12 protein-coding genes are annotated in these 12,506 nt (G+C 54.5%); 3 read left to right on the forward strand and 9 right to left on the reverse strand.

Annotated features, from left to right (window positions below; translation table 11 throughout):
* From PSH66_RS18140 to PSH66_RS18165, 6 genes are all read right to left on the reverse strand, one after another.
* Window positions 1–1,062, reverse strand: a complete 1,062-nt coding sequence (locus PSH66_RS18140) for a YCF48-related protein (protein WP_305427387.1) — start codon at window positions 1,060–1,062, stop codon at window positions 1–3.
* Between the two features lie 63 nt (window positions 1,063–1,125).
* Window positions 1,126–2,493 carry a DUF1329 domain-containing protein gene (locus PSH66_RS18145; RefSeq protein WP_305427388.1) on the reverse strand — a complete coding sequence of 456 codons (1,368 nt, stop codon included), beginning with the start codon at window positions 2,491–2,493 and terminating at the stop codon, window positions 1,126–1,128.
* A gap of 14 nt (window positions 2,494–2,507) precedes the next feature.
* Entirely contained in the window at window positions 2,508–4,184 is a 1,677-nt protein-coding gene (locus PSH66_RS18150; RefSeq protein ID WP_305427389.1) for a DUF1302 domain-containing protein, read from the reverse strand.
* 82 nt (window positions 4,185–4,266) lie between these two features.
* The gene (locus PSH66_RS18155) at window positions 4,267–5,391 is read right to left on the reverse strand and encodes an FAD-dependent oxidoreductase (protein WP_305427390.1); all 1,125 of its coding nucleotides are present in this window, start codon (window positions 5,389–5,391) and stop codon (window positions 4,267–4,269) included.
* Window positions 5,392–5,531: 140 nt separating this feature from the next.
* Window positions 5,532–5,930 (reverse strand): Rieske (2Fe-2S) protein, encoded by a 399-nt coding sequence (locus PSH66_RS18160; RefSeq protein ID WP_370694810.1) that lies wholly within the window; start codon window positions 5,928–5,930, stop codon window positions 5,532–5,534.
* Entirely contained in the window at window positions 5,894–6,838 is a 945-nt protein-coding gene (locus PSH66_RS18165) for a VOC family protein (protein WP_305427392.1), read from the reverse strand. Before PSH66_RS18165 ends, PSH66_RS18160 begins: the two co-directional genes overlap by 37 nt.
* A 258-nt stretch (window positions 6,839–7,096) precedes the next feature.
* Here PSH66_RS18165 and PSH66_RS18170 point away from each other — a divergent pair, with 258 nt between their 5' ends.
* Together PSH66_RS18170 and PSH66_RS18175 are read left to right on the forward strand one after the other, a co-directional pair.
* Window positions 7,097–8,035 carry a LysR family transcriptional regulator gene (locus PSH66_RS18170; protein ID WP_305427393.1) on the forward strand — a complete coding sequence of 313 codons (939 nt, stop codon included), beginning with the start codon at window positions 7,097–7,099 and terminating at the stop codon, window positions 8,033–8,035.
* Between the two features lie 102 nt (window positions 8,036–8,137).
* Window positions 8,138–9,295: a S9 family peptidase gene (locus PSH66_RS18175; protein WP_305427394.1), complete on the forward strand. Its 1,158-nt coding sequence runs from the start codon at window positions 8,138–8,140 to the stop codon at window positions 9,293–9,295.
* 99 nt (window positions 9,296–9,394) lie between these two features.
* On the opposite strand, the gene PSH66_RS18180 is transcribed toward PSH66_RS18175, so the two are convergent.
* Both PSH66_RS18180 and PSH66_RS18185 read right to left on the reverse strand, forming a co-directional pair.
* On the reverse strand, window positions 9,395–10,795 hold the full coding sequence (locus PSH66_RS18180; protein ID WP_305429628.1) for a DEAD/DEAH box helicase: 1,401 nt from the start codon (window positions 10,793–10,795) through the stop codon (window positions 9,395–9,397).
* Complete coding sequence (locus PSH66_RS18185) at window positions 10,795–11,382, reverse strand: hypothetical protein (RefSeq protein WP_305427395.1); 588 nt, start codon at window positions 11,380–11,382, stop codon at window positions 10,795–10,797. Before PSH66_RS18185 ends, PSH66_RS18180 begins: the two co-directional genes overlap by 1 nt.
* A 104-nt stretch (window positions 11,383–11,486) precedes the next feature.
* Here PSH66_RS18185 and PSH66_RS18190 point away from each other — a divergent pair, with 104 nt between their 5' ends.
* Window positions 11,487–11,708 carry a helix-turn-helix domain-containing protein gene (locus PSH66_RS18190; protein WP_305427396.1) on the forward strand — a complete coding sequence of 74 codons (222 nt, stop codon included), beginning with the start codon at window positions 11,487–11,489 and terminating at the stop codon, window positions 11,706–11,708.
* A 387-nt stretch (window positions 11,709–12,095) separates the two neighbouring features.
* Here PSH66_RS18190 and PSH66_RS18195 read toward each other — a convergent pair whose 3' ends face one another.
* The gene (locus PSH66_RS18195; RefSeq protein WP_305427397.1) at window positions 12,096–12,506 is read right to left on the reverse strand and encodes a hypothetical protein; all 411 of its coding nucleotides are present in this window, start codon (window positions 12,504–12,506) and stop codon (window positions 12,096–12,098) included.

Below are 12,506 nucleotides of genomic sequence, written 5' to 3' on the forward strand. Positions count from 1 at the left end.
TCATTCCTCGATATTGGAGGTGAATAGAAATGGAAGACGACGAGCTCCAGCCATGCCCACAGCGATCAAACTGCCGTCGGCAGCTTGAGTCACGGAGGTCAGCGGCAAGCCGTCGGAGACAGGTACTGACTGCGCAGAAAAATCTTTGAGCCCGCTGTGCAGCAGCAAGCCCGCTTGGTTGGTGAACAGAAGTCGCCCCTGCGCCACATTGATGCTATTGATTGACGCTGGAATGGGGTTAGCCAGCGCCTGAAAGGAGTTCCCCTGATCACCAGAGACAAAGAGATGGCCTCGTAGACCGCCTATATAAAGGAGACCGTTCTGCGACAGAGCAGCGGCGAAGTAGCTGCCCTCATAAGGGCTGTGCAATGCAACGAAATGCTCTCCACCGTCCGTGGAGCGCAGTAGAAGGCCCTGTTCTCCGGCCAGGTAAATACTGTTTCCCTGCCGGGCGGCCGCGTACAGATGAAGTCCGCGGTCGTTGGGCACACGACCACTCCAGGACTGCCAAGTCTGTCCACCATCCTCGGTGGCCAGGACCAGCCCATATGCCCCCGTCACCAAGCCACGTTTCTTGTCAGCAAAGCTCAATGCCAAAAATGGTTTGTCAGGCCCGTCATCGATTAGGCGCTGAGCGACATGGATACGATCTTCGTCGCCGGAAGCTTGTGCCGCTTCCAGCTCGATGGCTGACGCACGGATGCCATCAAGCTGAAGCGCCCAGGTTTCCCCAGCGTCCTCGCTGTGCAGAACGACACCGGCATGTCCCGTTGCCCAACCATTACGGTCATCAACGAACTGCACCCCTGTCAAACTGGCGCTGACAGGAGCGGGAGCCTGTCTCCAGCTGTTACCGTTGTCATCGGAGAGCAAGATGACACCGCGCTCTCCTACGGCTACCAAGCGGTTGCCGGCACGGGCAACAGCTTGCAGCACGGCTCGAAGCGCTTGTGGCCCCTGTACAGCATGCTGTACCAGAACCGCAGCGGTATTCGTAGCCCAGGCAGATGGCAGACCACAACATGCCGCCACCAGTAACATGCCGGAGACAATCTTTTTCATCGCACATAACCTTTATTGTCTTTCTTATTTTTTGATGCACGCGGGGCATATGCCCCGCAGAGATCAGCGGACGCCTTCACCTGCCATGGCGTCTGCGGTAAACACCGAGCTCTTGTACGGCGGCATGATTCGATACTGCTCGTTCTTCCCGGCCATAAGATCGCCAGCAAACCAGGCGCCTGAGAGCAGATCGTAGAAACCGTTGGTCAGCGTCACTACGCCCGGCAAGTCAGGCATTACAACTGGAGAGGTCCACACCGCTTTGGCTAGCTGGCCACGGGCGTCATAGCGCTCACCGAGTACACCTGCCCATGTGTCCTCGTCGAGGTAATAAGTGCTTTTCGGCATGACGTGGCGCTGGCCATTTTTTAGCGTGGCTTCCACGACCCACACCCGATGCTTCTCCCAACGAATTGCTTCCGGCTTCATGTGGTGCGGATCGAACATCGCTTCAGGATTAGTGGCAGTGAACACACGGTTGGTGTTGTAAGGGATGTAGAGTTCCTTTTTCCCTAACAGCTTCCAGTCAAAACGATCGATGCGGCCGGTGAAGACGTACAGTTCATCGAAACTCATAACGCCGGCAGTGGCAGGTGTTGGAGTGTCACAACAGGCGTTGGGCAGGCGTCGCACGCGGCGTTGACCTGGCAGATAGGTCCAGGCAGATGTGTTGTCCCCGTTCAAATTCTCCAGACCAGTAATGGCTTCTCCGGCACGCAGCGGCGGACCGTCATTGATCATTCGAATACTCCAATACACACCGCGCTCGTCGCTTTTGCCGGGGAGATACCAAGGCATCTGGAAATCGGCTCGCGAATCGTTGGTCAGCACATGCTTGCCATCAGTTGTGCTCAAGTACTGGGTGAAACTTGAATGCCACGAGGCACCACGCCAGCGCAGCAAGTGGTTCCAGATCGCTTCAGCGCCGCTTTGTGGGATTGGGAACGGAATGCCGCCGGAAGCATTTTGAGGCATACCACCCGATGGACCATCGACTAGATTGGCACTGGTAGCATTGGTGAAGGTAGCGTCGTACACGGCTTGTGGAGCGGCCGCGGTCCGGTGGGTCGGGTAGACATCAAGGCGGTAGCTGTCCGGATACTTCTTCAGCATCGCTTGAGTGCCAGCGGACAGATTGCCTGCGTATTGAGCCATGTTCTGCGCGGTAATGGTGAACAGCGGCTTTTCGTTGGCGAACGGATCGCTGCGCTTGCCACCGTCCTTATAGTTTGGGTCGGCCTTTGTATAGCCACCGGTCCAAGCGGGAATGCTCCCGTCGGAGTTAGCGGCGCGCTCTCCACCTAGTGGGGTCAGAGTGGTCTTGAGCTTGGCGGCCTCGTCGGCAGACACAGCGGCGAAGGTGCCGTTTGCGAAAAGCAGCGAGGCACTAAGGGCGGTAAGCAGGGATACAATCTTTTTATTGTGTTTCATCGGGCAATCCTCGATCAGAATGTACGGCTAACACTGAATGCGACGAAGTCGCGGTCTTTTAGCGTCTGTTCGAATGTGAAGTTGTTGTTGGCGTCCAGGAAAGTGTTCTCAGGGCCGTAGAAATGTGTGTATGTCAGCCCCAAGTTCCAGAGGTTGAGATAGTTGCCTTTGAGACCAATGTTGACGTCACCGCCGTGATCGGTCCCAAAGCCCGTGCCGAGCGCCATCGAGGCGCCGTTGGTGTAGCTGGCCCCCATGGGTACAGAGAGGTCCAAGCCTGGCAGGAACTGTCGGTACATCGGCTCATAGACAAAACGCAGGCTGGTGGCATCGCGATCGGCGTTCGGATCGACTGCTGCGTTGTTCTTGGTCACGCTCATTACCCGGTTCCATGCAATCTCCCCGAGGAACGTGGTTTCCTGAGAGAGGAAGTTCGGTTCCATGGTTGCCAGCCAGGACAAGTTTGCATGCAGGGTCCGACCGGTCGCGTAGATCGGATCGTTGCTATTGTTCAACGGCTCATCAGGCAAAAGGTTCCGTTGGGTGGAAGAGGCCAGCGGCTGATTCCAACGAGTCGAAAGCTCACCGGCGATGTTGAAGTTGCTTAGGGTGGTTGAGAAGCTGGTACCCAGCGCCTCAATGCCTTCCGGATAGACCCAGTAGTATTCACCGGCCTTGCCGCTCAGCGGATTGAGGTTGGCGAAATCCGGACGGACATTCAGCTGCGGCGACTTGTCGTGGAAGCGGATTGCATAGACCCCCCAGTCAACCGTTTCAGTCCGCCAGCGCAATTGCAGACCACCTTGGCCGGAGTCCTTCGCCTCCTTGTCGTTGCCATGGAAGAAAGCCAACGGTTGGCCACCGGGGAACACCGGAGCACCGATAAACAAACGCTCATTGCCCTCCCCGAAAAAGTCGGCCGGCGAGAAGTAGCTTCCGGCGGCAGGCAAGCGGTTGGCTTCCCATTCAAATTGGTAGTAGGCACCGATGGAGACATCAGGCGTCAGTTGCAACTGACCGGACACCTGCTGGACAGGGCGGATCATTTCCTTGAACTGGGTGTTGGGAACAGACAGAGCCTTCACTACATCCACCGGGGCCATGCCTCCAGCGATACCGTTCATGCCGTAGAACAGGCTCTCACCCCATTGCATGGCGTACTGACCAAGTCGCCCAGAGACGGGCATGTCGCCGATCTCGGTTTTACCGAAGACGAAAGCATCCAGTAGTTCACCTTGGCGACCGTGCAACTTGCGGGTGTCGTGAGTAAACTCGTCGAAGGGAACGGAATAGCTGTTTGCTCGGGTCGGATCATTGGCATCCGTACCACGGTTGTAGACATCGTCGTACCAGGCTGCACCGCTCACGCGGGCTCCGACGTTGTCGTAGACGATGTCCAGCTCGGACAGCAAGTCCAGGCGGTTGGAGATCAGCCCTTTGTCAAAGTTGCGATCGCCATCGTCCAAGTTCAACGCAGTTGGCCCCTCAGTAAGCTTGGCGCTTTGGTCCTTAGTGCGCCACGCCGCGCTGTACTTGAGGGTGTTGTCCCAACGAATACGAAGGTCAGACGAACTGGTATCAAATTCGAAGGCTTGGGCTTGTGGAATACCCGCTGCCAATGAAATTAAGGTCAGAGTGAGGGGCTTAAGCGCAGGCAGAGACCGCGCATATGCACGCATGTGGCTGGACATCTAAATCACCTCTTTATTGTTCTTGTGGTTCAGTGTTGGTGAGTGCTGATGCGTCTATAGGCAAGACGCGCCAGACCGCAGATCAGATGGGACGGGCAGTGACCTCCAGCATTTCCTTGACCAGGCCAATGCGGTCGAAGTCTGGATCGCGCTGGATCTCTTTCTCACAGGCGAGCAGAGACTTGTCGCTGATGAACTTGCAACGCTCGAATCGACGCTCAATGAATCGCTTCATCTGTTCTTCAACAGTGCCGCCTGAAGTCAACTCCTCAGAAAGCACCACAGCATCCTCAATGGCCATGCCGGCGCCCTGGCCGAGATGAGGAGTGGTAGCGTGCGCAGCATCACCGATCAGCAAGACGCGGCCGCGATACCAAGGCTCATCGACGAATACCGTTTCAAGCGGTTTGTAAACGACCTCGGAGTTGTCGGTAATCTGTTCACGGAGTTCTCCGATTAGCCCCCCGAAGCCGGACAACCGATCACGCAGGTTGGCAGCCATATTGTGCGCTGCCATCCAGGGGTTTCCCGGTTCATGGGAGGTGGTAAACAGGTACATGAGATTTTCAGCGAGAGGGACGAGGCCTGCATTCCCCTGAGGGCCTTGGAAGTTCGCCAAATGGTCGATTTGGGCAGGACGTGGGAAGTTGTAGCGCCATACGGACTGCCCGGTGAAACGCGGTTGATACTTGTCGCCGAAAATCAGCTCACGCACCTTCGAATACAGGCCGTCGGCGCCGACCAACAGGTCATAGCGCCCCAGGGAGTCGTCGTTGAAGACGACTTCAACACCGTCGACATCCTGCACGAAGCTTGCGACGGTGGTACCGAGGCGAACTGTGGTACCGAGATCCATCGCCGTTTCGCTCAACACCTTGTGTAGAGCACGACGGGAGATGCCCACATTGGCTGGGAACTCTGGACCAGCCAATCGTTGACCTGGAATGCGAACCAGAGGCTGCCCGTCGACGGTGTAGATACCTACGTCTTCGAACGCGTAGGCCGCGCCCAGGTAGGCATCGAGTACCCCAAGGCGATGCATCTCCCGCACCACATTGCTTTGTTGGATGATTCCAACGCCATACACCGTCCATTCGGTCTTAAGTTCGACTAAGTCTACGTCAATGCCTTTTTGACGAAGAGCGATGGCAGCGCACAAACCACCGATACCACCACCAACTACAAGAACTTTGTTGACTGTATTCATGGTAAATCTCGCGTTTTATTCTTGTCTTTATCGACTTACTTTGTCAGCGGGTTACAAGCCATTGCGTGAGGTCAGCTTCTCTGCAAACGAAACAGCTGACTAATCGCTTCTTGGGATGCGACGTATCTTGAACCGCGATACTAGTAGTGACCGTCGAGTAGAGACCCGTCGATCACCACCCAGCCATCCACGTCGATCCAAGGAACAGCTCTCAGTCTTTCTCCTAGGCACGGGCCGTGAGTACAAAGTCCGGTATCCGGTTCGAAATGCGCTCCATGGGCGTAACAGATCACCCGCTTTCCATCGGCAGACAGGAATCGGTCTTTTCGGTACTGCATGGGAATGTCTTGGTGCGGACAGCTATTGCGATACAGGTACACACAGCCTTGATGGCGGAGCGCGAAGAGCTCATCGCTGCCACAGCTACGGGGATCAAGCCCCAGCGACTGCCCTTCACCTATTTCTGCGACCCGAACGAGCGAAAGCTGCTGAACCACGGGACTCAGCCCTTCTTCGGCGGCGGTCCGCCTGGCATCCACTTCTCTTGCGAGGTGAACAGGAACAGCTGGGAGTTATCGGCCGACATTGGCGACTGGCGCGCGACCCATTCGTCGTCGTGCTGGTCCATGTCTGCGTCATACTCGACGTGACAACCCAGCGGACTGTTGAAGTACCAGAACCAGTTCGAGCCCAGCAAGTGGCGACCTGGCCCCCAAAAGCTGGTCCAGCCTTTCTGCTGCAGACGGGTACCGGCGACCATGACCTCGGTACCACTGCCGACGTGGAAGGTAAAATGCTCACAACCCTGCATATGTGGCGGAGTCTGGATCAGGAACAAACAGTGGTGGTCATCCATTCCGGCGGTGCGCATGAACGGGCCGGCTCCGATGAAACTATCAGTGGTCACAAAGCCCAAACGGTCACGATAAAACGCTTCGCCCTTGACCGCATCCGGAACGAAATAGACCACATGGGAGAGCGACCTCGGAACGGCAGGCATGTCTGCCGTAATACCCAACTGGTTGACCGGACGCTGAGGAGCACTGCCAGGGGAGTTGGTAAGATCAGCCGGGGCCTCGAATGGTCGGCGGCAAGTCACTTGGAAGGCGATGGCAAAACCCAGGTCGTCCACGCTGTGTAAGACGCCATTGACGTCGCGGCTCACTTCACGATCTCGACCGAGATCATCCTCAATGGCATCTAGATCATTAATAGATCTGACGCCGTACACCGTTTCACGCAGCGAAGGGCTTGGGCCATGGTGGCCCGCTGGCAGGCTAGGGTCATCACTATGGCGGATAACCACCGCAGTGCCGTCCAGAGCTTCGAAACGTCCGCCGCTCTCGCTCAACTGCACGGCATTGAGGCCGTAGTCCTGCAGGAAATCAGCACAGGATTGGATGTCGTCGACGCCAAAAACCAGTGCGTCGAGCCCAAGAATATTCATGGCTATCGCTCCATTAAAATTATTGTTCCGGAGTCAGGGCGGTCGCCGGGGGCAAAATCAACACCGACCGACGACCAGAAACCTGCGAGAGATTGGAGCCGAATGGGGTGTTTGACTAATCGCGAATGGGGATGCACGGTATCGCGAAACGCGATAGGTCTTAGCTCGGGCACTTGCATGCTCGATGAGTGAGCGTTGACGAAATGATGATTCAAGCGTTATGTATCGTGAAAACAACTACAAATTCAGGTAAAGACCGTGCGATTCCATCATCTGGATCTCAATTTGCTCGTCGCCTTGGATGTTCTGCTTGAAGAGCAAAATATCACCCAAGCCGCGAAACGATTGCATATGACTCAATCTGCCACCAGCGGTGTGCTGGGCCGCCTACGAAGCTATTTTGATGATGAGCTTTTGGTACAAGTGGGGCGAAAAATGCAGCCCACACCGTATGCATTGAAACTAGCGGTACCTATTAGGGAAGTGCTCCTAACCATCCGCTCCTCAATCACAGCGAAGCCGGTGTTTGACCCACCTACTTCCAAACGTCACTTCAAGATTGCGGCTTCGGATTACCTCATCAGCGTGCTCTTCTCCCAGGTCATCCAGAAGATGTACGAGATCGCGCCTGGTATCACCTTTGAAATGCTGCCACCTAATGATCCGGGACTGCTGTCCCGAGGCGAGATCGACCTTATGATCATGCCTGAGCATTACCTGTTCGAAGGTCAGCCGAATCAACTGCTGTTTGAAGAGCACCACGTATGCGTCATCTGGAGCGAAAACGATGCGGTCGGAAACAGCCTGAGCCTTGAGCAATACATCGAGATGGGTCACGTCGCTGTCGCGTTTGGCCCTAACCGGCAATTGGCCATCGAGGAATGGCTGATGAGCCAATATGGCGTGAACCGTCGTTTAGAGGTAATCACCCACGACTTCAATACGCTTCCACAACTCATAGTGGGTACCAACCGCATCGCAACAATGCATGAACGTCTCGCGAACCGGTACGCAAAATACCTGTCGCTACGAATTCTTCCTACTCCGGTAAAAATTCCGGTCATGCGCGAGTTCATGACTTGGCACCGCAGCATGGATGGAGACCCTATGCACCGCTGGCTTCGAGAGCGCATTTTGGAGTTAATTCAAAGCTCTGACCGAGAGCATCCATCTCATGTCACGATACCTACCAGCTAGATTCTCGATTAGCCAGTGATATTCGGATTTTCCTATCGTGCTCACATATTGCGGTCGTCCACGAACGCGACCGCTCGAAGTGACCACATAAGGACAATAAAAATGTTCCGCTATTTCCCTACCAATTACGTCTGGAACTTGTCAGTGGATCTCGCGCTCGAGATGGGCGCCCGGATCGGCGAGATCGAAGAGATGTGCGCGCCGCTGCAGGACGCTGCGAAACAGCCAGATGCGGCTGGTACACAAGCCTACCGTGAAACTTGGTCAAAGATGGCAGATAAGCTCTGTAGCCTTGCCGAAGAAGATGAAGCAGCTGGCCGCTTGTTATCTGCAGGTGAAAAATACAACCGCGCTGCCACCTATTATCTCACCTGCGAACGCCTGCAAGCTCACGGCGCGCCCGGACGCAAAGAACTTTATCAACAATTCCTAGACACCTTTGCACGGGGCCTTGCTCTGTCAAAGGAGAACTGCGAGCGCGTCGAAATCCCGTATGAAGGGAAACATATCTCAGGGTTGTATGTGCGTGCCGAAGGCGTAGACGGGCCTGCTCCACTTCTGGTGCAGGTAAATGGTCTCGACTCGACCAAAGAAATGAAATACCGCGTCGGCATGCCGGCGTGGTTAGCTAAGCGAGGAGTGGCGTCACTCGTCATCGACCAGCCAGGCACCGGTGAAGCGCTCCGCCTGCACGGACTTACCGCACGCTACGACAGTGAACATTGGGCAAGCCGCGTCGTGGACTGGCTGGAGACCCGGCCAGATGTGGACCACAAACGTATCGGGATGGAAGGCGTTTCCCTGGGTGGCTACTACTGCCCACGCGCTGTCGCATTCGAGCCACGCTTCGCCTGTGGCGTTATCTGGGGAGCAAACCATGATTGGCGCGATGTACAGAAGCGCCGCTTGGAGAAAGAAGGCGAACTCCCGGTTCCTCATTACTGGACGCACGTCTGCTGGGTGTGGGGCGCCAAGGATGTGGATGAATTCATGACCATCGCTGACAAAGTCCATCTAGATGGCGTCGTCGAGCGCATTAAAGTGCCTTTCCTGGTAACGCACGGTGAAAAGGATTCCCAGATTCCTCTGAAATGGGCGCACCGGACCTACGAGCAATTGGTCAACAGTCCGAAGCGCGAACTTAAGATCTTCACCGATCGCGAGGGCGGTGTTCAGCACTCTAGCTTCGACAACAGCGTAAACGCTGGCCAGTTCATCGCTGACTGGGTAGCCGAGACCCTGGGCGGCCGTACTGCCTAACCCTGCAAGCCAAGTACAGCGGCGAGCCGACGGTGATTTAGTAACCACTCATCCGGTGTCTCGCTGCTGCTACTTCCGATCACAAAAATTAGTCGTCCATTAAAAACAAGCTAGTAGTTGCTCCCTATAGTGCTGGGAAAAACTAACCTGATAACTTGACTCAGTTGCAAAGCCAGGAAGAGAAATAACGGTCGCCGCGCCTGAACCAGTAGGTTGACCGGTATCGATTTCAAACTCGCCATCTATCTCTTTGATGTTTCCAGCAGTACCCATCACGCCTCGTTTTTTTTCTGGATTAAGGGTGTGGATCTGTATCGCGCTTAGCACTGCTAGGTCATCCGGAAGGTCATTCGCAATTCGCTCTGCAAAGCCCCGTAGCGCTTGTTCCGCGAGCATAAAAAACCATGCTCGCTCATCGAGTTCTCCGGTTCGCCGAAGTACTCGTCCAAGCACCTGCCGGTAATGCAACTCGGTGCGGATGCGGCTAAGGTGGCAGCACACTTGCAGCCGCGGGATGTCCGTACCCTCACTGATCATTCCAATCGCAACAATCCACCGGCAGGCGCCCTGTCTGAATGCATTGATCACTTGCTGCGCATCCGGGATTTTGTTAGTCACGATGTGGCAACCTTCTCCCCTGGCGCTCAAAGCTTGGGCAATTTGCTGAGCGTGCTCAATGTCGGTGGCAACCACCAAACCAGCCGCATCAGGTTTGATTTGGCGAAGCTCATCCAATTTGCTGCAAGCGAGGTCTAATAGGTGGTCGATCACCTCATCATGCCGCAACAATTCTTCGTAGGTGACGGGTGATTCCCCCAATAGCTTCGCAATGCTTGGGAACAGCCTTACAGTTTTATCAGGGCCCAACTCCTCGGTGAGTTTCACCTTCTCATTGTCGAGCAGGATAATTCGAGGCGAACGGCATACACCGTCAGCGATGGCTTCTTTTAGACCGTAGCGGTAATCACAGATAAGGTGCCCTTCGGGCGTCGAGTAACGCGCCAGAGCAATGGCCCTGTCGTCCGAACGCCATGGGGTGCCTGAGAGTGCCAAGGTGAAGGCAGCACGGTCTTGTATCCGGTGCAGTATCTGATGACCCCAGGCGTTGCTGAAAAGTGGATCATGACCAGCGCAGTGGTGAATTTCATCGAAAACCACAAGCACTCGATAGTCATCAAGAAGCTGCCAAAAACCCTCATCTCGATGTTCCATGGCTTGGTAAGTGAGCGCCGCTCCGACTGCGCCTATCTTGCCATCCAGTCGCCTGCCGAGGATGTCAGCAAACGTGGAGCGAAAGCCCTCAACAACCTGGCAGGATGGCGCAAAACATAACACCAGATCGATCTTTTCTTGGTCAAGAAGTCTACTGGCCAACTCTGCCGCCATACGAGTCTTGCCAGCACCTGGCGTCGCCTGACAGAAGAAGTGTGGCGTGACTATAAAGTGCTTCAACGCCAAATCGATGCAGTTAAGTTGCCAGTCTCGTAGCGATTTGGTCATCATTCCGCGGCAAGCGTCTTAAGTGTTTTCTCAATAGCACGGAGATGTCCCAACAGGCGTGAACTGCGATCTCTAGCCTCCAGGTACTCGGCTTCGACTTTGTCACGCAAGTGCGGCATTTCATCTAAAAGCAGCTTGTATCTCTCTGCCTCACCCATCGATGACAGGAAATCCAGCCGGATCTCGTTATGAAGCGCTTCCAAGTGTTGCTCCGAATCGGATGAAGGTTCTATCTGTAAAGCCGCATCAGCACGCACGGAAGACTCCTGCTTTGGCTCAAGCGCATTTTTGAGGCTGTTCTCGAACCCACTATCGACCAGCTCCAGCTGCAGATGGGTGGGTATAGGTTGCAGGCGATAAACCTGTCCCCGCGTACGTCGCTCATCATCGAACACAACCCAGCCCATGCGCAGCATTCGGCGGATCTGCTCGTATATATAGCGGCGCACATCGCCTATACGGTAAGTCATGCCATCCAGACGCTTGGCATAGGCATCACGCAGCTCACGAATAGTGAACCTTGCACGCCCTTCCTCCTGAAGCAGCTCATACAAGCGCCTGTCGAAGATAAAGGAGACCGATTTCATTGAGGTTCCAAGGGAGTTAACGCGGAGGAAATACGGATTATAATCCGTGGCTCATGCGTCCGCAAACGCACGATAGTGCCGCCTCAAGTGAAATTGAGACGGTCATGGAAAATTTGGCGAAAGCCTTAGGGGAACGCATCCGCACGCAGAGGAAGGCTTGCCTGCTTTCTCAAGACGCGTTAGCGCTGGCGTGCAGTATCGACCGCAGCTACATGGGACGGATCGAGCGTGGAGAGGTAAACATCACAGTCGAGAAACTTTTTCGAATCGCAAACGAGCTCGCCTGTGATCCGTCCTGTCTTCTGCCCCAGATGTCAGACCTGTAGCCTATCTTCTGATCGAGTGTGGAGCTCAGGGATCACTGAGATTGCCGTTGCTATCGCCTTTTCTTTGAACGTTTCACCACCTGTTGCTAGCCCAGGTCTATTACCGGCTACTAATAAACATAAGTGGACCGACAGAGTGTTTGACGATCACCTAATGTAAGTCAGATGTTGTGGTTGTTGTAGAGAACCCTTCCGCCACTTTCAGACGCACGTCCTTCATACCATGATTGTCAAAAATTCAGGGCTGTGTACTCCAAGGTGGTTTTTAGAATGAGGCCGCGCTGGCAAACATTGAGGACTCTGCTTTCTTCGTCAACGTGACGTTTGAATTACACATAGAAAGCTGTCGAATGAATTATCTGGACTTGGCGGGAACGATTTCATTCGTCATTTTTTCTGTATTTCTTCAGGCCTCCTCTTAACCAGCGCATACAGGTCAAGATTGGGGATGACATTAGCATTCAAAAGCATCCTTTCAATCATTCTAAGTTGCTCTGCATTATTCCTCTTCAGCACTTCAACCTCAGCTTTCAAGTGCTCGATCTGCTCAACTAATCTTACATCAGAAGCTGTGATTTTTGTGTAAACTGAGGGAGATGCACCTCGAAGTTGCGCTTTTCTATTTTTATATGAAGCGCTGACACCGATATAAGTGCATAAAGTTTGTCGCGTAGTTTTAATACCGAGTTCAAGCTCTACTTTTTTCACAAGCGTACTCCAAGTGAGCTTACCTGTCCACTTGGTTAGGATCACCTCAATTTTCCGTTGTTCTTGTGCGGTTATTTTCGGCGCTACCAT

Source organism: Pseudomonas sp. FP597 (assembly GCF_030687435.1).
GTDB classification, from domain to species: domain Bacteria; phylum Pseudomonadota; class Gammaproteobacteria; order Pseudomonadales; family Pseudomonadaceae; genus Aquipseudomonas; species Aquipseudomonas lactucae.